16 protein-coding genes are annotated in these 20,770 nt (G+C 67.5%); 5 read left to right on the top strand and 11 right to left on the bottom strand.

Annotated features, from left to right (window positions below; translation table 11 throughout):
• Positions 1-45: 45 nt before the first annotated feature.
• From HWX07_RS10195 to HWX07_RS10160, 8 genes are all read right to left on the bottom strand, one after another.
• Positions 46-429 carry a VOC family protein gene (locus HWX07_RS10195; RefSeq protein ID WP_175876239.1) on the bottom strand — a complete coding sequence of 128 codons (384 nt, stop codon included), beginning with the start codon at positions 427-429 and terminating at the stop codon, positions 46-48.
• 217 nt (positions 430-646) lie between these two features.
• Positions 647-3,955: an efflux RND transporter permease subunit gene (locus tag HWX07_RS10190; protein WP_006476429.1), complete on the bottom strand. Its 3,309-nt coding sequence runs from the start codon at positions 3,953-3,955 to the stop codon at positions 647-649.
• A 3-nt stretch (positions 3,956-3,958) separates the two neighbouring features.
• Positions 3,959-7,078, bottom strand: coding sequence for an MdtB/MuxB family multidrug efflux RND transporter permease subunit (locus HWX07_RS10185; RefSeq protein WP_175876238.1), 3,120 nt, complete (start codon positions 7,076-7,078; stop codon positions 3,959-3,961).
• A gap of 15 nt (positions 7,079-7,093) precedes the next feature.
• A complete protein-coding gene (locus tag HWX07_RS10180) occupies positions 7,094-8,467 on the bottom strand; it encodes an MdtA/MuxA family multidrug efflux RND transporter periplasmic adaptor subunit (RefSeq protein ID WP_175876237.1) in 1,374 nt (457 codons plus the stop codon).
• Between the two features lie 254 nt (positions 8,468-8,721).
• Positions 8,722-9,546 carry an IclR family transcriptional regulator gene (locus tag HWX07_RS10175; protein ID WP_006476426.1) on the bottom strand — a complete coding sequence of 275 codons (825 nt, stop codon included), beginning with the start codon at positions 9,544-9,546 and terminating at the stop codon, positions 8,722-8,724.
• Positions 9,547-10,162: 616 nt separating this feature from the next.
• Entirely contained in the window at positions 10,163-12,127 is a 1,965-nt protein-coding gene (locus tag HWX07_RS10170) for an alkaline phosphatase PhoX (RefSeq protein ID WP_175876236.1), read from the bottom strand.
• Positions 12,128-12,317: 190 nt separating this feature from the next.
• Entirely contained in the window at positions 12,318-13,511 is a 1,194-nt protein-coding gene (locus HWX07_RS10165; protein WP_006476424.1) for an ammonium transporter, read from the bottom strand.
• Positions 13,512-13,765: 254 nt separating this feature from the next.
• Positions 13,766-14,101, bottom strand: coding sequence for a hypothetical protein (locus HWX07_RS10160; protein ID WP_175876235.1), 336 nt, complete (start codon positions 14,099-14,101; stop codon positions 13,766-13,768).
• Between the two features lie 206 nt (positions 14,102-14,307).
• On the opposite strand from HWX07_RS10160, the gene HWX07_RS10155 reads away from it, so the two are divergent.
• From HWX07_RS10155 to HWX07_RS10140, 4 genes are all read left to right on the top strand, one after another.
• Positions 14,308-14,736 carry a hypothetical protein gene (locus HWX07_RS10155; protein ID WP_012328191.1) on the top strand — a complete coding sequence of 143 codons (429 nt, stop codon included), beginning with the start codon at positions 14,308-14,310 and terminating at the stop codon, positions 14,734-14,736.
• A gap of 89 nt (positions 14,737-14,825) precedes the next feature.
• Entirely contained in the window at positions 14,826-15,281 is a 456-nt protein-coding gene (locus HWX07_RS10150) for an Rrf2 family transcriptional regulator (RefSeq protein ID WP_011545008.1), read from the top strand.
• A 132-nt stretch (positions 15,282-15,413) separates the two neighbouring features.
• Complete coding sequence (locus HWX07_RS10145; protein WP_175876234.1) at positions 15,414-16,055, top strand: NAD(P)H-binding protein; 642 nt, start codon at positions 15,414-15,416, stop codon at positions 16,053-16,055.
• A gap of 233 nt (positions 16,056-16,288) precedes the next feature.
• Positions 16,289-16,759 (top strand): Lrp/AsnC family transcriptional regulator, encoded by a 471-nt coding sequence (locus tag HWX07_RS10140; protein ID WP_006484401.1) that lies wholly within the window; start codon positions 16,289-16,291, stop codon positions 16,757-16,759.
• Positions 16,760-16,789: 30 nt separating this feature from the next.
• Here the strand turns inward: HWX07_RS10140 and HWX07_RS10135 are convergent, their stop codons facing one another.
• From HWX07_RS10135 to HWX07_RS10125, 3 genes are read right to left on the bottom strand one after another with little or no spacing between them, the layout of a single operon-like run.
• Positions 16,790-17,563 (bottom strand): ABC transporter ATP-binding protein, encoded by a 774-nt coding sequence (locus HWX07_RS10135; RefSeq protein ID WP_012328193.1) that lies wholly within the window; start codon positions 17,561-17,563, stop codon positions 16,790-16,792.
• 4 nt (positions 17,564-17,567) lie between these two features.
• Positions 17,568-19,265: an iron ABC transporter permease gene (locus HWX07_RS10130; RefSeq protein ID WP_175876233.1), complete on the bottom strand. Its 1,698-nt coding sequence runs from the start codon at positions 19,263-19,265 to the stop codon at positions 17,568-17,570.
• Positions 19,255-20,298, bottom strand: a complete 1,044-nt coding sequence (locus HWX07_RS10125; RefSeq protein ID WP_006476418.1) for a Fe(3+) ABC transporter substrate-binding protein — start codon at positions 20,296-20,298, stop codon at positions 19,255-19,257. The genes HWX07_RS10130 and HWX07_RS10125 overlap by 11 nt, the downstream gene beginning before the upstream one ends.
• A gap of 243 nt (positions 20,299-20,541) precedes the next feature.
• Here HWX07_RS10125 and HWX07_RS10120 point away from each other — a divergent pair, with 243 nt between their 5' ends.
• Entirely contained in the window at positions 20,542-20,703 is a 162-nt protein-coding gene (locus HWX07_RS10120) for a hypothetical protein (RefSeq protein ID WP_006476417.1), read from the top strand.
• Positions 20,704-20,770 lie beyond the last annotated feature (67 nt).

Here is a 20,770-nt window from a genome sequence, read left to right as displayed (position 1 = left end):
CCCCGCGCCGTGTCATCCGGGCCGGCGCAATGCCGGCCTGCCGCGCTACCGGTTCAGCCCATACGGCTGAGTCATCACTTCGAGGAAGTGACCGTCCGGATCGTCAAAATACACGCCGCGTCCGCCGTTGTGGCGATAGATGTCGCCAGGTTGGCGCTTCGCCGGATCGGCCCAGTGCGACAGTCCGCGTTCGCGAATGCGGGCGAGCACGCGATCGAAGCCGGCTTCGTCGATCAGGAACGCGTAATGCTGCGACCGGATCTCCCCCGCCTGTTCATAAAAATCGAGCGACACACCATTGTCGAGCGCGACGACCAGCATCGCGCCGAACGGCGTTGGCGGCGGCAATTCCAGCAGTTCGGTGAGGAAGCGGCTCGACGCATGCTTGTCGCGGCACCAGACGATCGTGTGGTTGAGCTGGACGTTCATGGCGGGTTCTCGTGCGGCGGGGCGGCGGTGGGCATGGACACACGATAGCCGATTGCGGCAGGCAATCAAGCCCGGCAATCAAGCGCAAAAGACGGCCGCTGAAAGACCGGACACTAACGCTCGGCGCTGTCCAGGAAATCCAGGCGGTTCATGACCCCCCAAGGGTCGGGATAATGTCCCAACTCTTGGGGGCAGCTCGGAAGGGCAGCCGCTTTCGTCACTCGCCCGCGACCGCCGGCCCGCCGGTATTGCCGCGGCGGTTGCGGCGCTTCTCGGCCCACACGCGGAACCGGTCCATGTACAGGTAGACGACCGGCGTCGTATAGAGCGTCAGCACCTGCGACATGACCAGGCCGCCGGCGATCGCGATCCCGAGCGGCGCGCGCAACTCGGCGCCGTCGCCGTTGCCGAACGCGAGCGGCAGCGCGCCGAGCAGCGCCGCCATCGTCGTCATCATGATCGGGCGAAAGCGCAGCAGGCACGCCTCGTGGATCGCGTCGAATGACGACTTCCCGTGGTTGCGCGTCTGGTCGATCGCGAAGTCGACCATCATGATCGCGTTCTTCTTCACGATGCCGATCAGCAGGATCACGCCGATCAGCGCGATGATGCTGAACTCGGTCTTGAACAGCAGCAACGCGAGCAGCGCGCCGACGCCGGCCGACGGCAGCGTCGACAGGATCGTGATCGGGTGGATGTAGCTCTCGTACAGGATGCCGAGCACGATGTAGACGGCCAGCAGCGCCGCGAGGATCAGGATCGGCTGATCGTTCATCGACTGCTGGAACGCCTGCGCGGTGCCCTGGAAGCTGCCGACGATCGTCGGCGGCACGCCGATCTGCGCCATCGTCTGATAGATCACCTGCGTTGCCTGCGACAGCGACACGCCCGGCGGCAGGTTGAACGAGATCGTGGTCGCGACGAACAGCCCCTGGTGGTTGACCGACAGCGGCGTCGTGCTCGGCCCGAACGTCGCGATCGCCGACAGCGGGATCATCGTCGACTTCGAGGTCGACACCGACGCGCCCGACGACGCGCTCGACTTGCCGCTCGCCGCGATCGAATTGAGCGCCTGGTTGCGCGCGGAATCGGACGCGATCGCCGCGGCGCTCTGCGCGGCCGTGCCGGCGCTCGACGTGCCGGCCGAGGTCGCGACGAAGGTGCCGGCGGCCGCGTTGGTGGTCTGCGAGCCGTTCGCGCTGCCGCCCGACGTGCTGATCCACACCTGGTTCAGCATCTCCGGGCTCTGCCAGTACTTCGGCGCGACTTCCATCACGACGTGGTACTGGTTCAGCGGGTTGTAGATCGTCGAGACCTGGCGCTGGCCGAACGCGTCGTACAGCGTGTTGTCGATCTGCGCGGGCTTGATGCCGAACCGCGCGGCCGTCGCCCGGTCGATCGTCACCATCGCCTCGAGGCCGCCTTGCTGCTGGTCGGAGTTCACGTCGGTCAGTTCGGGGCGCTTCTGCAGCGCCTCGGTCAGGATCGGCCCCCACTTGTACAGGTCGGCGCTCGAATCGCCGAGCAGCGTGAACTGGTACTGCGCGTTGCTCTGCCGGCCGCCGACGCGGATGTCCTGCGCCGCCTGCAGGAACGTGCGCGCGCCCGCCACGTCCGCCAGCCGCGGGCGCAGCTGCTGGATCACCTGGTCGGCCGACAGCTTGCGCTCGGTGCGGTCCTTCAGCGTGACGAACATGAAGCCCGAGTTGGTCTGCGTGCCGCCGGTGAAGCCCGCGACGCTCTTCACGTTCGGGTTGCCCTGCACGATCCGCATCATCTCAGAGAACTTCAGCTTCATCGCCTGGAACGACGTCGATTGGTCGGCCTGGATGCCGCCGACCATCAGCCCGGTGTCCTGCTGCGGGAAGAAGCCCTTCGGCACGACGACGTACAGGTAGACGTTCAGCCCGATCGTCGCGAACAGCGTCAGCAGGATCAAGAACGGCCGGCGTAGTGCCCACGACAGCGAGCGCTCGTAGCCGCGCTGCATGCGCGCGAAACCGCGTTCGAGGAAGCGCCCGAAGCGGCCCTCGCTTTGCGGGTCGTGTTGTTCGGGCAGCAGGCGCGCGCACATCATCGGCGTGACCGTGAGCGACACCGCGAGCGACACGGCGATCGCGAGCGACAGCGTCAGCGCGAACTCGCGGAACAGGCGCCCGACGATCCCGCCCATCAGCAGGATCGGCAGGAACACCGCGACGAGCGAGATGCTCATCGACAGCACCGTGAAGCCGACTTCGCGCGCGCCGTCGAACGCGGCCTGCATCCGCGACTTGCCGTTCTCGATGTGCCGCGAGATGTTCTCGAGCACGACGATCGCGTCGTCGACGACGAAGCCGGTCGCGACGATCAGCGCCATCAGCGACAGGTTGTCGATCGAGAAGCCCAGCAGATACATCGCGCCGAACGTGCCGACGATCGAGATCGGCACCGCGACGCTCGGGATCAGCGTCGCGCGCCAGTTGCGCAGGAACAGGAACACGACCATCACGACGAGGCTGACCGCGATCAGCAGTGTGTGTTCGGTGTCCCTCAGCGACGCGCGGATGGTGGTCGAGCGGTCGAGCACCGGTGTGACCGTGATGTCGGCGGGCAGCGACGCGGTGAGCTGCGGCAGCGCCGCGCGCACGCGGTCGATCGTCTCGATGATGTTCGCGCCGGGCGAGCGGTAGAGGATCACGAGCACCGCGCGCTTGCCGTTCGACAGGCCGAGGTTGCGCAGATCCTCGACCGAATCGACGACGTCCGACAGATCGGACAGCCGCACGGCCGAGCCGTTGCGGTAGGCGACGACGAGGTCGCGGTATTGCGACGCCTGGGACGCCTGGTCGTTCGTATAGAGCTGGAAGCGCTGCGGGCCGAACTCGATCGCGCCCTTCGGCGCATTGGCGTTCGCGGAAGCCAGCGCCGCGCGCACGTCCTCGAGGCCGATCCCGTAGTGGAACAGCGACTGCGGCTCGAGCTCGACGCGCACGGCCGGGTTCGCGGAGCCGCTCACGGTGACCTGGCCGATTCCGTCGATCTGCGACAGCGACTGCTGCAGCACCGTCGACGCGGCGTCGTACACCTTCGCAGGCGACGCCGTCTCCGAGGTCAGCGATACGACCATGATCGGCGAATCGGCCGGGTTGACCTTGCGGTAGGTCGGATTGCTCTTCAGCGCGGCGGGCAGGTCGGCGCGCGCCGCGTTGATCGCGGCCTGCACGTCGCGCGCGGCGCCGTCGATGTCGCGGTTCAGGCCGAACTGCAGGATGATCCGCGCATTGCCGACGGTGCTCGTCGACGTCATTTCGGAGACGTCCGCGATCGAGCCGAGGTGCCGCTCCAGCGGGCTCGTCACGCTGGTCGCGACCGTTTCCGGGCTCGCGCCCGGCAGCGACGCCTGCACCGAGATCGTCGGGAAGTCGACCTGCGGAAGCGGCGACACCGGCAGCTTGATGAACGCGAACAGGCCCGCGAGCGCGACGCCGAGCGCGAGCAGCGTCGTCGCGACGGGGCGGGTGATGAAGGGGCGCGACAGGTTCATCGGTTATGCACCCGTGTGCTTGCCTGCATCGGCGCCCGGCCCGTGCCGCTCGAACCAGCTGCGGACGCGGCGCGCGAGCGAATCGAAGCCGAGGTAGATCACGGGTGTCGTGAACAACGTCAGCACCTGCGACACGATCAGGCCGCCGGCGATCGCGATCCCGAGCGGCTGGCGCAGCTCGGAGCCCGCGCCGGAGCCGACGATCAGCGGCACCGCGCCGAGCAGCGCGGCGAGCGTCGTCATCAGGATCGGCCGGAAGCGCAGCAGGCAGGCTTGGTAGATCGCCTCGCGCGGCGGCTTGCCTTCGACGCGTTCGGCCTCGAGCGCGAAGTCGATCATCATGATCGCGTTCTTCTTCACGATGCCGATCAGCAGCACGATGCCGATGATCCCGATGATGTCGAGGTCGTGCCCGGTGATCATCAGCGCGAGCAGCGCGCCGACGCCGGCCGACGGCAGCGTCGACAGGATCGTGATCGGGTGGATGTAGCTCTCGTACAGGACGCCGAGCACGATGTACATCGTGACGACCGCCGCGAGGATCAGGAACAGCTGGTTCGACAGCGATGCCTGGAACGCGAGCGCCGCGCCCTGGAAGCGCGTCTGGAACGAGCCGGGCAGCCCGATGTCCTTCTCGGCGGCCTCGATTGCCTTGACGGCCTCGCCGAGCGACGCGCCCGGCGCGAGGTTGAACGAGATCGTCGTCGACGGGAACTGCGACAGGTGCGCGACCAGCAGCGGCGACGGCCGCTCGTGGAACGACGCGATCGACGTCAGCGGCACCTGGCCGCCGCCGGCCGACGGCAGGTAGATGTCGTTCAGCGATTGCGCGTAGTGCTGCTCCTTCGGCTCCGATTCGAGAATCACGCGGTACTGATTCGACTGCGTGAAGATCGTCGACACGATGCGCTGGCCGAACGCGTCGTACAGCGCGTTGTCGACGGTCGCCGGCGTGATGCCGAAACGCGCGGCGCTCGCGCGGTCGATTTCGATGTACACCGACTGGCCGTTGCTCTGCAGGTCGGTCGCGACGTCGGCGAGCGACGGCTCCTGCTGCAGTCGCGCGACGAGTTTCGGCACCCAGGTCGCGAATTCTTCCGAGTTCGGGCTCGTCAGCATGAACTGGTACTGCGTCGGGCTGACCGTCGAGTCGATCGTCAGATCCTGCACCGGCTGCATGAACAGCGAAATGCCGGTGATGTTCGACACGCGCTGCTGCAGGTCGCGGATGATCTGCGCGGCGGTTTCGGTGCGTTCGTCGCGCGCCTTCAGGTTGATCAGCATCCGGCCGCTGTTCAGCGTGATGTTGCTGCCGTCGACGCCGATGAACGACGTGAGGCTGTCGACGTTCGGGTCCTTCAGGATCTCGGCCGCGAGCGTCTGCTGGCGTTCGGCCATCGCGCCGTACGAGATCGACTGCGGCGCCTGCGTGATCGCCTGGATCACGCCGGTGTCCTGCGCGGGGAAGAAGCCCTTCGGCACGTAGACATAGAGCAGGGCGGTCAGCCCGAGCGTCAGCAGCGCGACGACGAGCGTCGAGCGCTGGCGGTTCAGCACCCATTCGAGCGCGACCGCGTAGCGGGCGATCACCCAGTCGATCGCGCGGTGCACGCGCGCCTCGAAGCGGTGGCTCTCGGGCGGCGGCGAGTGGCGCAGCAGCTTCGCGCACATCATCGGCACGAGCGTGAGCGACACGATCGCCGAGATCACGATCGTCACCGCGAGCGTGATCGCGAATTCATGGAAGAGGCGCCCGACCACGTCGCCCATGAACAGCAGCGGGATCAGCACCGCGATCAGCGACACCGTCAGCGAGATGATCGTGAAGCCGATCTGCCGCGAGCCCTTCAGCGCGGCCTCGAGCCCCGATTCGCCTTCCTCGACGTAGCGCGCGATGTTCTCGATCATCACGATCGCGTCGTCGACGACGAAGCCGGTCGCGATGGTGAGCGCCATCAGCGACAGGTTGTTCAGCGAGAAGCCGGCCATGTACATCACCGCGAGCGTGCCGATCAGCGACAGCGGCACCGACAGGCTCGGGATGATCGTCGCGTAGACGTTCGCGAGGAACAGGTACATCACCAGCACGACGAGCCCGACCGCGAGCAGCAGCTCGAACTGCACGTCGCGCACGGCCGCGCGGATCATCGTCGTGCGATCGGTGACGATCTCGACGTCGAGCGCGGCCGGCAGCGTTTCCTGCAGCTTCGGCAACTGCGCCTTGATCGCGTCGACGGTCGCGATCACGTTCGCGCCCGGCTGGCGCTGCACGTTCAGGATGATCGCCGGGTCCGAATTCACCCACGCGCCGAGCTTGGTGTTCTCCGAGCCGGCGACGACCGTCGCGACGTCGGTCAGCATCACCGGGCGGCCGTTCTTGTACGCGACGACCGCGCTGTTGTACTGGTCGGCGCTCGTCAGCTGGTCGTTCGCGTTGATCGTGTACGCGCGCGTCGGACCGTCGAAGTTGCCCTTCGGCGTGTTGACGTTCAGGTTCGAGATCGTCGTGCGCAGGTCGTCGAGGTTCATCCCGTACTTCGCGAGCGCGGTCGGGTTCGCCTGGATTCGCACGGCCGGGCGGTTGCCGCCCGACAGGCTGACGAGGCCGACGCCGGCGATCTGCGAGATCTTCATCGCGAGGCGCGTGTCGGCGAGATCCTGCACCTGCGTGAGCGGCAGCGTCTTCGACTTGACGGCGAGCGTCAGCACCGGCGCATCGGCCGGGTTCACCTTCGCGTAGATCGGCGGAGCGGGCAGGTCGGACGGCAGCAGGTTGCCGGCTGCGTTGATCGCGGCCTGCACTTCCTGTTCGGCGATGTCGAGCGGCAGGTCGAGCGAGAACTGCAGCGTGATCACCGACGCGCCGGCCGAGCTTTGGGACGACATCTGGTTCAGCGACGGCATCTGCCCGAACTGGCGTTCGAGCGGCGCGGTGACCGACGACGTCATCACTTCCGGGCTCGCGCCCGGGTAGAAGGTCTGGACCTGGATCGTCGGGTAGTCGACCTCGGGCAGCGCGGCGAGCGGCAGGAAGCGCAGCGCCACGAGGCCGGCCAGCATGATCGCCGCCATCAGGAGAGCGGTGCCGACCGGCCGGAGAATGAAGAGGCGGGATGGATTCATCGAGCGGCCCGCGCGTTACTGGGCCGCGGGGGCCGCGGCTTGCGACGCGCCGTGCCGGTGTCCGCCGCGATGGCCGCCGGCACCGGACGCAGCCGATGCACCCGATGCGGCCCGTGCGCCGTGCGCGCCCGATGCGTCCTTCGGCTTGTCGGCCGGAATCGAGATCTTCGAGCCTTCGCGCAGACGGTCCGAGCCGTCGGTCACCACGCGCTCGCCGAGCGTCACGCCGCTGACGATGCTCGTGCGTTCGCCGTCGACCGGGCCGACCGTGACCTTGCGCACCGTCACCGTGTTGTCGGGTTTCACGACATAGACGAACTGGCCGATCGAGCCCGTCAGCACGGCGGAGGTCGGCACGATCGTCGCGTTGCGCATCACGTCGACGAGCAGCCGCGTGTTCACGAACTGATTCGGGAACAGCATGCCTTCCTTGTTATCGAAATTCGCGCGCAGCTTGACCGTGCCGGTGCTCGTGTCGATCTGGTTGTCGAGCGTCGCGAGCGAGCCCGTTTCGAGCGGCACGGTGTTGTTGCGGTTGTAGGCGGTGACCGACAGTTTCTGGCCGGCGTTCACCTGCTTGAGGATCTGCGGCAGGTTGTCTTCCGACGTCGTGAAGATCACGCTCATCGGCTGCAACTGCGTGATCACGACGATGCCGTTGGTGTCGCCCGGCGTCACGTAGTTGCCGGGGTCGACCTGGCGCAGGCCGACGCGGCCGGAGACCGGCGCCGTGATGCGCGCGTAGGTGAGATTGAGTTTCGCGGAATCGATCGCGGCCTGGTCGGTCTTCACCGCGCCTTCGTACTGCTTGACGAGCGATGCCTGCGTATCGACGGTTTGCGACGCGATCGAGTCCTGCGACAGCAGCGTCTGGTAGCGCTTCAGGTCGAGGCGGGCCGTCGCGAGCAGCGCCGCGTCGCGCGCATGCGTGCCTTCGGCGTTCTCGAGCGCGACCTGGTACGGGCGCGGGTCGATCTGCGCGAGCACGTCGCCTTTCTTGACGATCTGGCCTTCCTGGAACGACACCGACTGCAGGTAGCCCGACAGCTGCGTCTTGACCGTCACGTTCGCGAGCGGCGTGACGGTGCCGAGCGCGGACAGCACGATCGGCATCTCGCCCTGCGTCACGGGGGCGACCTGCACCGGCTGCGGAACGTTCGCCATTGCAGCGGGGCCGCCGCGGCCGCGATGGCTGCCTGCGGCCGCGCTGGCGCCCGCGCCTTGCGCCGAACTGCCTGTCGCGGGCGTGCGGTTCCACGGATGCCACCACAGCAGGCCGCCGATGACGACGACCGCGACGGTGCCGATCAGAAGCGTGCGGCGCGGGCGCCGTGCAGCGGCGGGCGCGGAGTCTTTCGAAGGGGGCGTGGGCTTTTGTTCGTTATCCATCGTGTTCTGTCAGGAAGACGGCGCGGCGGGCCGGAAAATCGGACTGCTGGGCTGCGCGTGGGCGTGCGGGTGACGGGACGGGGCGGCCCGGCTCGGTCCGGGGCCCCGCCGATCCGCGGGAAAAGAGCGGTGCGCACCGCGAATGCGGCGCGACGATGGGCATGATCCTACGTGCCGTCCCCGTTACAGTCCAGCGGTCTATCTTTCAACGGGTTACGGTCGTTACAGAACGCGACACGGCGATGACGAAACGATTACACGCCGACGCGCCGGGCCGGCGCGCCGCCGATTTCGCGGGTGATTTTCGCGATGCATTCCTGCAGCGCGGGCACCACGTGTTCCTGCAGCCATTCGGGCGGACACTGGTGCGCCGCGCCGCCGCAATTCACCGAATAGCGTTGACCGGACGGGCCGACGAAACCGGCCGCGACCGCATTCAGGCCCTCGCGCCATTCGCCGATCGCGATCGCGTGGCCGTCGCGCATCGCTTCGTCGAGCGCGGGCGTGAGGCGAGCGGACACGTGCGGCCAGTCGTCGCCGGCCGTGGTGCGCAGCGACTCGAGCAGTTGCCTCCGCTCGTCGTCCTCGAGCGCCGCGAGGTACGCGCGCCCCACGGCCGTACGCGCGATGTCCATCCGCGAGCCGATCTCGAGGCGCGTGACGAGCACGGCCGAGCGCGGGCGGATCACGTCGATCGCGACCATGTCGAGGCGGTCGCGCACCGCGAGATGCACGGACAGCGACGTGCGTTCGGCCAGTTCGATCATGAACGGCCGCGAACGCGCGCGGATGTCGAAGTTGCGCAGGAAGCCGTGGCTCAGTTCGAGCACCGACGCGGTCAGCACGAAGCGCTCGCTGTCGGGCAACTGGAACAGGAAGCCGGCGCTGACGAGCGTCGCGGTGATACGCGAGACGGTCGGCTTCGGGATGCCGGTCAATTCGGTCAGTTCGCGATTGCTGACGGGGGCGTCGGCAGCCGCGATGCGGCGCAGCACGGCGAGGCCGCGGGCGAGGGCGGTGATCTCGTCGGGCGACGATTCACGGTCCCGCGACGCGGGAGAGGTTACAGTTGTCGACACGAGGGATTCTCTCTAATTCCGAAACTCGATTTCAATTTTGTTGGTATTGTAGGACTATTGTCAAAGGATGCATGTTCCGCGGGTGAACCGGTCATTCGATGAGATTTTACGGGTTCACCCTTGGTTTATTAGGAAAACGCTCAAATGAGCGTTGCCGGAAAGTGCATGAACCGGTGCAAATACCGCTTGACTTGTCGGGCGGAAACGGAAAGAATGTCTCACGTTTTCGAAACATCGTTTCAAGAGTTTAACCGGCAACGATGTTTCGCGCAGTCTCTCAGGTTCTAGCACGGCCCTCGGAATGGCTAGAACTTTTTTAGCGCCACGGTCTCCGTGGCGCTTTTTTTTGCCTGTCTTTCCGACCGTCCACCCGGACGCGTCAGGCCCGTATTATCCCCCGATCGCCGCAAACGCCTGTCCAGGGCTGCTTCGCGCCTGCTTGCAGGTGCGATGTGCGCCGCTCTCACGATCCCCGCACGCAAAAAAAAGCGCGACGCCCGCAGTGGGCATCGCGCGTGAAACGGCGTGGAGCGCCGACGAATGAACGGTGATGAAGAAACGACGCCTGGTCGGAGGCGCCCGGTCAACGGAGCAACGCCTCCTCCTCGCGTGGGAATCAGCCCTTCGCGAGCTTGATGCTGGTCTGCTCGGCCGTCAGGTAGCCGACGCTGGCGCCGAAGCGATCCTTGTAGTTCGCGCGCACGAGCGGGTCGAGCGTCGGCTTGACCTTGTCGTGCAGCGGCGATTCCCAGTCGCCCGCGTGCTGGAAGTTGCTCATGATGTAGGTCCAGCCGTTGATCTCGTCGACCGCGTGCAGGCCCGTCGATTCGGCGCCGGCCGGGCACGACAGCACCCGCGAGAGCGACTTCGTGTCGACGTTGTACGCCCACAGGAAGTTGTTCACGTGCATGCCCGAGTCTTCGCCGATGAAGAGGGTGCGCAGCTTCTCGGAGAACTTCAGGTTGTCCGGGTTCGCGATCTTGTCCGGGTTCGCGAGGTTGCCGAGCGCGTCGGCCGCGGCGAGATCCTCGCCGACCAGCGCGGCCGGCGCGCCCATGTCGACCGGCACCCATTCGCTGTCGATCGCGCCGCCCGTCGTGTCGCGCTGGCCGGCCTTCAGGTTCAGCGCGTAGACGGCGCCCGCGGCGATCTTCTTGTCGACCGCGACGTCGCGCGACACCGCGTTGCCCTTGACCATCGACGTTTCGATCCGCGACATCGCCGTGTAGACGATCTTGTCCTTCGCGTTCACGGTCGTGCCTTCGAGCTTCGTGAACGCCATGCTGCCGCCGAGCAGCGCCGCATAGCGGTGCGTTTCGAGGAACGCGGCGGCCTTTTCCATTCCCGGCTTCACGCGCATCCAGTTGAACTTGCCGCCGAAGTGGATCTTCGTGTAGCTCGCATCGTTCGGATCGGTGGTCACCAGATCCATGATGTCCGACGCCTTCAGCGTGTTCGCGAGCGTTTCGATCTCGCTGCTGGTCGCGTGGCCGATCTTGATCCACGTGAGCGTCGCGGTGCCGGCGCCGGCGGACGACGTCTGCGTCCACTTCGCGACGTACAGCGTGCCGGCCGACAGGTCGGCCGCCTTGTCGGCGACGAACATGAACAGGCCGCCGTTGGTGGCGTCGTCGCCCATCATCACGGTGCGCTGGTCCGGCATCACCTGGATCAGCTCGTGCGAGATGCGGCCGAGGCAGTAGTGCTTCTTCACGGTGCCGGTGCCGTCCGGATTCACGGTGATCTCGGGCAGATGGCCGTAGTGGTAGGGGTTCGCCTTCGTCTCGTCGCCGAACGTGTTCTTGCTGAATGCCTTGAACTGCGCGTCGGTCGCGGCCTTCGTCGCGTCCGGCTCGTATTCCTCGCTCGACAGGTGCGTGCCCCAAGGCGACAGGCTCGCGCCGCAGGTGATCCACAGGCCGTGCGCCTTCGACGTGTCGACGTTGTGGTACTTCACGACCTTCAGCGCGCCGGTGGCCGGATCCTGGTCGAGCGTGAGCACGGCGATCGGCGACGGCAGCTGGCCGTACTGCGACGCGCTTGCCTGGTCGCGCGTCGTGTATTCGAACTGCACGACCGCGAACACCGTGTTGCCCTTCACGCCGGGCACGTTCGCGTTCTTCAGCGTCAGCAGCGAGCTGCCGTCCGGGCAGTCGGAATAGAACTGGCGCTCCTTGCCGGCGACCGAGCGATCGATGATCGGCTGGTTGTTGATGTCGTAGTAGCCGCCCGCGAGCGTCGTGCCGCCCTTGCCGTCCGGCACCATGTCGCCGGTCACGAAGAACGGCTTGTACGCGAGCTTGAAGTTGCGCGACGAGCCGTCCGAGAACGACACCGACAGCGTCGAGCCGACCGTCGTCGTGGCCATCGCGGCCGCGTTGTCGAGCGTCGGCGCGGCCATCGCCGAGAATGCCGCCGACGTATAGGCAGCGGCGACCGGCGCCGGCGTCGACGCGGGACCGTCGTCGCCGCCGCAACCCGTCAGCAGGGCCGGCAGCGCGAGGCCGGAAAGGGGAAGCATCGGCGCGCCGGCGAGGATCTTCAGGGCCTGACGACGGGAAGCATTGGGCAACGCGGGCATGTGGAGTCCAGTTTCGGTTGTTGGAAGAATGGCCTTCGCGAAGCGGGCGAGCGGCAAGCTTCGCGAAGGCATATTGAAAACTGGACGGAAGTGTAAGGACGCTAGATGAAAGTTTTTTGAATCGAAAACGTAATGAAGCGTCGGGCGTCCGTCAGGCGAGCTGACGGACGCCGGTCGCAAGCGTTTGCGCTCAATCGCGCTCGGGCGTGGCCGAGATGCGGTGGATCGACAGGTCGGCGCCGTCGAATTCGGCTTCCCGATCGAGACGCAGGCCGACGGTCGCCTTCAGCGCGCCGTAGACGAGCGCGCCGCCCGCGGTCGCGATCGCGATGCCGCCGAGCGTGCCGACGAGCTGCGACAGGAACGACACGCCGCCGAGGCCGCCGAGCGCCGGCAGCCCGAACACGCCGGCCGCGAGGCCGCCGAGCGCGCCGCACATCCCGTGCAGCGGCCAGACGCCGAGCACGTCGTCGATGCGCCAGCGGTTCTGCACGCAGGTGAACATCGCGACGAACAGCGCGCCGGCCGCAGCGCCCGTGACGAGCGCGCCGATCGGGTGCATCACGTCGGAGCCGGCGCATACCGCGACGAGGCCCGCGAGCGGCCCGTTGTACGTGAAGCCCGGGTCGTTGCGGCCGGCCATCCACGCGGCGAGCGTGCCGCCGACCATCGCCATCAGCGAGTTCACCGCGACGAGGCCGCTGATCTTGTCGAGCGTCTGCGCGCTCATCACGTTGAAGCCGAACCAGCCGACCGCGAGCACCCAGGCGCCGAGCGCGAGGAACGGGATGTTCGACGGCGGGTGCGCGGCGATCCGGCCGTCCTTCGCATAGCGGCCGTGGCGCGCGCCGAGCAGCAGCACGGCCGGCAACGCGACCCAGCCGCCGAACGCGTGCACGACGACCGAGCCCGCGAAGTCGTGGAACGGCGCGCCGAACGCGTGCGCGAGCCAGGCCTGCACGCCGAAGCGCTCGTTCCAGGCGATCCCTTCGAAGAACGGATAGATGAAGCCGACGATGATCAGCGTCGCGACGAGCTGCGGGTTGAACTTCGCGCGCTCGGCGATGCCGCCGGACACGATCGCCGGGATCGCCGCCGCGAACGTCAGCAGGAAAAAGAAGCGCACGAGCGCGTAGCCGTTGTGCTGCGACAGCGTGCCGATGTCGTCGAAGAATTCGACGCCGTACGCGATCGTGTAGCCGATGAAGAAGTACGCGAGCGTCGACACCGAGAAGTCGACCAGGATCTTCACGAGCGCGTTGACCTGGTTCTTCTTGCGGACCGTGCCGAGTTCGAGAAACGCGAAGCCCGCGTGCATCGCGAGCACCATGACGGCGCCGATCAACAGGAACAGTGTGTCGACGCCGGATTTCAGACCATCCATGCCGTGGCTTCCTTGCGCAAAAAACGGGCAAGGAATGCAAATATCGAGCCAAGCTGGGGAACGATTGCGTGGAATTGGTGCCTGGATGCCTCGCCATGCGGCATTCCGGTGAATCGTGCACGGGATCGAGGCGGGATCGGCGCCGCTCGAGCGGCGCGTCGATTGCACGCAGGTGGTGCGAGACGTGCTGAACTGGTGCGTATGATGAACGAGGCGGTGCGCGGTGATGCGGTATCACGCACCGATCTGGCGCGTCAGTGCCGTGCGAACAGCGCGGGCGGCCGGCGCAGCCTCAGCGCGCAGGCCGACCAGTAGGCGGCGACGGTCGTCAGCCCGAGCGAGGCGAAGGCAAGCGCCGCGAAGCCCGCGAGGGACTGGCCGTCGGCGTCGGCGCCTAGGATGCCTTGCGCGACGATCAGGGCCGCGGTCCAGAAGCCGATCACGGCCTGCGTGAGCAGGCGCGCGCAGGCGATGCGGCGCGGACGCCCGGATTCGGCGAGGCGATGCGCCGACGGCGCACGCAGGCACAGGAACAGGGTGGAGGCGAGCAGCGCGGCCAGAGCGATGAGCCAGTCGACGAGGAAAGCCATAACGAGGAAAACGAGGAAAAGGGGGACACGTACGAAGCGGAGCGAAGCGTGCCCACTTTAGAGGCGTGGCGCGTGCGATTGAATCAGACGAATCCGAAATTGAAAGGCATTTTTAATAACGGGTCGTCATTTGGCCTGTTCCACAGGCGGTATCATCGACACCGGTCCAACCACGAGGTCGCGCCACGCGCGGCCGGAGATTGCTGATGAACATGAAGACATCGCGGGCGCGTCGCGTGCCCGAGTTCGTGCTGACGGCCGTGGCCGCCGGTGCGCTGCTGTTGCTCGCGGGCTGCGAGAAGTCCGGCACGCCGGCCGCGCAACCCGATACGGCCGCGAGCGCGGCCGCCGATGCCGCGAACAATGCGGCCAAGGCGCTCGACCAGGTGGCGAGCACCGTCAATCAACAGATCAACGCGGCGAAGGCCGGCATCGCGTCCGCGGCGTCGGCCGTGCCGCCGCTGTCCGCGAGCGGCCTCGCATCGGCGGCGCAGGCGCAGATCGACGCGGCGGCGTCCGCGGTCGTCGCGCATGCGGCTTCCGAAGCGGGCGCGAAGATCGCCGAAGCCGGCAAGAAACTCCAGCAGTGGAGCCAGCAGAGCGCCGCGGGGGCCAAACCCGCGAGCAGTGAATGACGCGGGCTTGCACGATTCGCAAAATGTAATTATGATGGTTACACATGTCGCCGGTTGCGGGTCGGCCGGCGTCGCCGAGTGAGTCAGGAATGAATACCAGCAGCCGGTTCGCGTTTGCCGTTCACGTGCTTGCCTTGCTGTCGATGCAGGAAGGCGTGCCGTTGTCGTCCGACATCATCGCGGGCAGCGTGAATACGAATCCGGCGCTGATTCGCCGGTTGCTGTCGATGCTGGCGGCCGCGGGCCTGACCACGTCGCAGCTCGGCGCGGGCGGCGGTGCGCTGCTGGCGCGCGAGCCCGGTGAGATCACGCTGCTCGACGTGTATCGCGCGGTCGACGATGCGCAACTGTTCGCGCTGCACCGCGAGGCGCCGAATCCGGCGTGTCTCGTCGGGCGGCACATCCAGGGCGTGCTGACCGGCTATATCGGCGACGCGCAGCGCGCGATGGAGGCTTCGCTCGCCACGCGCACGTTGGTCGACGTGACAGCCGACATGCTGGATCGGGAGCAGCGCACGCAACGGGCGGCGCGCGCCGGCGGGTGACCGACGGCGGGCAGGGCAGGAAGCCGGACGGCGCGTACGCGCGGCGATCGGCGCAACGGGGGCTTCACCCCGTTTTTTTCGGCCTTATGTGTAATTAACTGTGTTACATATTTTCATTACTGGAGAATCGATATGACGCAACGTTCGTTGAATATCGCGCTGTTCGGCGCCACCGGCACGATCGGCTCGCGCATCGCGGCGGAAGCCGTGCGACGCGGCCACCGCGTCACCGCGCTGTCGCGCCATCCGGGTGCATCCGGCGACGGCATCACCGCGAAGGCGGCCGACCTGTTCGACGCGGCCAGCATCGCCGCCGCGCTGCCGGGCCATGACGTCGTCGCAAGCGCGTACGGCCCGAAGCAGGAAGATGCGGCGCAAGTCGTCGCGGCCGCGAAGGCGCTGGTCGCCGGCACGCGCCAGGCCGGCCTGAAGCGGCTCGTCGTGGTAGGCGGCGCCGGTTCGCTCGAAGTCGCGCCGGGCAAGCAGCTCGTCGACACCGAAGGTTTTCCGGACGCGTACAAGCCGCAGGCGCTCGCGCACCGCGATGCATTCGACTACCTGGAGACGGTCACCGATCTCGACTGGACCTTCTTCGCGCCGGCCGCGCTGATCGCGCCGGGCGAGCGCACGGGCACGTTCCGCACCGGCGTCGGAAAGCTGATCGTGGACGCGCAGGGCAACAGCAAGATCTCGGCGGAAGACTACGCGGTCGCGTTCGTCGACGCGCTCGAGCAGGACAGCTTCGTGCGCGAGATCGCGACGGTCGCGTATTGATCGGCGTGGCGGCCGGCGGCGTGTGAGCGCCGGCCCGGGCGCGGCGTGCAAGCCGCGACGCGCGACGATGTCGGGCGACGCCACCCTTCGCGGGTGGCGTCGCCTGTTTCGTTTGGGGCGGCGCGCGCGGCGGATCGGTATTTACACCGGTCGACGCGCCGAGACACTTTTCATATTGTTCCCCGTTGGGCAGGATGAATAGAATAAATTTCTATCGACGAGGGAATGGAGAAATGGACGCCATCGATCGCAAGCTGCTGGAGCTGCTGCAGGCGGATGCCACGCTGCCGATCGCGGAGCTGGCGCAGCGCGTGAACCTGTCGCAGACGCCGTGCTGGAAGCGCGTGCAGCGGCTGAAGGAAACCGGCGCGATTCGCGCGCAGGTCGCGCTGTGCGATCCGCGCAAGCTCGGCGTCGGCACGACCGTGTTCGTCGCGATCCGCACGAACCAGCACACCGAGGAATGGGCGCAGCGTTTCACGCAGGCGGTGCGCGACATGCCGGAAGTGGTCGAGGTCTACCGGATGAGTGGCGAGACCGATTACCTGCTGCGCGTCGTCGTGGCCGGCATCGACGACTACGACCGCGTCTACAAGCAACTGATCCGCACGGTGCCGCTGTTCGACGTCAGTTCGTCGTTCGCGATGGAGCAGATCAAGTATTCGACCGCGCTGCCCGTGCGCGATCTGGCCGAGCCCGCCTGACGGGCCTGTCGCCGCGCCGGCGGCGCGGCTTCAGCGGCCGCGCGCCAGTGCGCGCGCGCGTTCGTCGGCCAGCGCGTCGCGGCGCACGAAATCCGCGACGAACGGGCTGGCCGGATGATGGTGCAGCGCATACGGCGTATCCCATTGCGCGAGCCGGCCGTCCTTCATCACGCCGATCCGGTCGGCGATCGCGAACGCTTCCGCCTGATTGTGCGTGACGAGGATCGCGGTGTGGCCCGTGTGCTTCAGGATGTCGCGTAGCTCGAACGCAAGCCGCTCGCGCGTATCGACGTCGAGATTCGAGAACGGCTCATCGAGCAGCAGCAATTCCGGCGATGGCGCGAGGGCGCGTGCGAGGGCGACGCGCTGCTGCTGGCCGCCCGACAGTTCGTGCGGATACGCGTCGCCGGAATCGGCGAGGCCGACGAGGTCGAGCAGCTCCGCGACGCGCAGGCGCCGTTCGCCCTTCGGCATGCGCCGCAGGCCGAACGCGACGTTGTCGGCCGCGCTCAGGTGCGGAAACAGCGCGTAATCCTGGAACATCATGCCGATGCGCCGCCGCTCGGGCGGCACGTCGAGCGACGGCGCCGCGACCGGCGTGCCGTCCAGCACGATGCGCCCCATGCGCACGGGTTCGAAGCCGGCGATCGCGCGCAGCACGGTGGTCTTGCCGCAGCCGGACGCGCCGAGCAGGCAGCCGATGTCGCCGCGCGGCAGCGCGAGGCTCAGGCCGTCGACCACGGTGCGGCGGCCGTGCGGCGTGTCGTAGGCGACGCAGAGGTCGTCGAGTTCGAGCAGGTTCACGGTGTCAGGTTCCGATCTTGTGGCGGGTGCGTGCGAGCAGGATCACGGGCACGAGCCCGGCCAGCACGATCGCGAGCGCGGCGACCGCGCCTTCTTCATAGGTGCCGCGCGCGGCTTCCGCATACAGCCAGGTCGCGAGCGTGTCGAAATTCAACGGACGCAGCAGCAGCGTGGCCGGTAGCTCCTTCATCGCGTCGACGAACACCAGCAGCGCGCTCGTCGTGAGCGCGGGCCGCAACAGCGGCAGGTGGACGCGGCGCAACGTGCCACTGGCCGTCTCGCCGAGCGAGCGCGCGGCCTGTTCGAGCGACGGCGGAATGCGCGCGAGGCCGGCCTCGATGCCGCCGGCCGGGATCGCGAGAAAACGCACGGTATAGGCGATCACGAGCGCGGTCGCCGAACCCATCAGCAGCAGCCCGTCGCGGCCGAGCGCCGCGCCGAACAGCCGGTCGGCCGCCGCGAACGGAATCAGCAGGCCGATCGCGAGTACGGTGCCTGGCACCGCGTAGCCGAGGCTTGCGATCCGCGCGCACAGGCGGGCAGGGCCCGCACGGGCGCTGTCACGCTGCGCGCGCGCGGCCCACGCGACGACGAGCCCGCACGCGAGCGTCGTGACGGTGGCGGCGGTCGCGATCGTCAGCGTGTTCGCGAGCCCGGTCATCAGTTGCGCGGAGACGCCGCCGACGAGGTGCAGCCGCTTGGCCGTTTCGACCGCGAGGTACGCGGCCGGCGCGCCGAAGCCGAGCAGGACGGGCAGCCAGCCGAGCACGGCGGCGCCCAGCGCGGCCGCGCCGGTCAGGCGGCACGGCGCGATCGGCCGCATGCGCCGGCCGTGCGCGTAGCGCTGGCGGCGGCGCCCATAGCGTTCGAGCGCGATCATGCCGACGACGATCGCGAGCATCGCCAGCGCGATCTGCGCGGCGCCGGCGAGATCGGAGCGCGTGATCCACGTCGTATAGACGGACACGGTCAGCGTCTGCACGCCGAGGAATTCCGACGCGCCGATATCGTTCAGCGTTTCGAGCAGCGCGAGGCTCACGCCGACCGCGATCGCCGGACGGGCCAACGGCACGACGACGCGCCAGAACGTCGCGAGGCGGCCCGCGCCGAGCGTGCGCGCGGCTTCGAGCAGGCTCGCGGATTGCGTGACGAACATCGCGCGCGTACTCAGATAGACATACGGGTACAGCACGAAGCCGAGCACGAAGATCGCGCCGGGCAGCGAGCGCAGGTCGGGCAGGCGGAACTGGCGCGGGCTGTCGAAGCCGAGCAGCCAGCGGATCGCGCCCTGCACGGGGCCGATCGGATGCAGCAAATCGAGATACGCGAACGCGACGATGTAGGTGGGGACCGCGAGCGGCAGCAGCAGTGCCCAGGTCAGGATCCGGCGACCGGGAAAATCGTAGGCGGTGACGAGCCATGCGCAGCCGGTGCCGACGATCGACACGATCGTGCCGACCCCGGCGAGCAACAGGAGCGTATTGACGAGCGCCTGCGGCAGGACGAATTCGGCGAGATGCCGCCAGTGCGCGAGATCGGCGTCGAATGCGGCGGCCACGAGCACCGCGAGCGGCGCCGCGACCGCCGCGGCGATCGTCAGCGCCGCAAGCAGCCACAGGCTGCCCGCGCGTAGTCGCAGCCGCGGACGTGGGCCGCGCGGCTCGCGATAGGCGCGGGCCGGAGGCGATGCGTCAGTTGTCAAAGCCGACCTTGTCGACGAGCTGGCTCGCCTGCTTGCGATGCTTCGCGATGTCCGCCAGCGGCAGCGGATCGACTTTCAGCGTGCCGAAGCTGGCGATCACCGGGTCGAGCTTCACGTTCGCGCGCACAGGGTATTCGTAGTTCGCCTGCGCATACAGCGCCTGCGCTTCCGGCGACACGAGATATTCGAGCAGTTTCACCGCGTTGGCCTTGTGCGGCGCGTGCTTCGCGACCGTCGCGCCGCTGATGTTCACGTGCGTGCCGCCGCTTTTCGTATTCGCGAAGGTCGGGCGCACGACCCTGATCGCGTCGCCCCATTTGCGCGCATCGCTACCCGGTTCGGCGTTTTTCATGTGGCCGACGTAGTAAGCGTTCGCGAGGCCGACGTCGCAGATGCCGCCGAGGATGTCGCGCGCGACGTCGCGGTCGCCACCGGTCGCCTTGCGTGCGAGGTTCGCCTTCACGCCGCGCAGCCATTTTTCGGTCGCGGCCTCGCCGTCGTGCGCGATCATCGCCGCGACGAGCGCGGTGTTGTATGGATGCTGGCCCGAGCGGATGCAGACCTTGCCCTTCCATTTCGGATCGGCGAGATCCTCGTAGCGGAATGCGTCGACCTTCAGGTCCTTTTCGACGTACAGCACGCGATCGCGCAACGACAGCGCGTACCAGTCGCCGTTCGTGGCGCGCAGGTTCGCGGGTATCGCGTCGTCGAGCACCTTCGAGCGCACCGGCTGCGTGAGCCCGCCGTCGACGAGGTCGAGCAGGTTGCCGACGTCGACCGTCATCAACACGTCGGCCGGCGACTGCGCGCCTTCCGCCTTCACGCGCTCGAGCAGGCCGTCCTTCACGAACACCGTGTTGACCTTGACGCCGCTCTGCTTCGTGAACGCGTCGATGAGCGGCTGGATCAGCTTCGGCTCGCGGGTGGTGTACAGGCTCACTTCCTCGGCCGCGTGGGCAAGCGGCGCGAAGGCAACGGCAGCCAGGGCGAGGGCGCCGGCGAGCGGCAGCAGGCGGGTGCGCGGATTCGACATGAAGACTCCGGTGCGGCAGGTGGACGAGGGAGCGTTCCGGGGCGCGCCTGCCGCCCGAGCGACCCGAAACATTACAAAATGAAAGACTTCGGATTCTAGATCGAAATGGGAACGATTAACAATCGAAAGCTGGCGGAAAGCGGAGGAGAAGCCAGGGCCGCAAGGCGGCGAACGGGGCGGCGCAGTGTGGGCGCAAGCGCGTAGAATGCCCGCTTCGACGAATTTGACGGAGCCGCACCGACCATGAACGATCAGCGCAAGAAGAACCCTGTCCGCAACGTGAGCATCCTGATCGTCGTGGCCGTGCTGCTCGTGATCGGGACGATCCTGTACAACGCGATTTCGCAGAAGCACGCGTACGACGAGGCCCATCCGGCCGAGGCCGCGAGCGCGGCGTCGCACTGACGCGCCGCGACGCGGCCCGATTGGGTCGCGTACGGGGGGCATGCCACGGGAGTCGATCCGCGGCTTC

Origin of the sequence: Burkholderia sp. BCC0097, assembly GCF_902832985.1 — a bacterium.
In the GTDB taxonomy this organism is placed as follows: domain Bacteria; phylum Pseudomonadota; class Gammaproteobacteria; order Burkholderiales; family Burkholderiaceae; genus Burkholderia; species Burkholderia orbicola.
The sequence above is the reverse complement of the archived record's forward strand: the minus strand, read 5'-3'. Positions and strand labels throughout refer to the sequence as shown.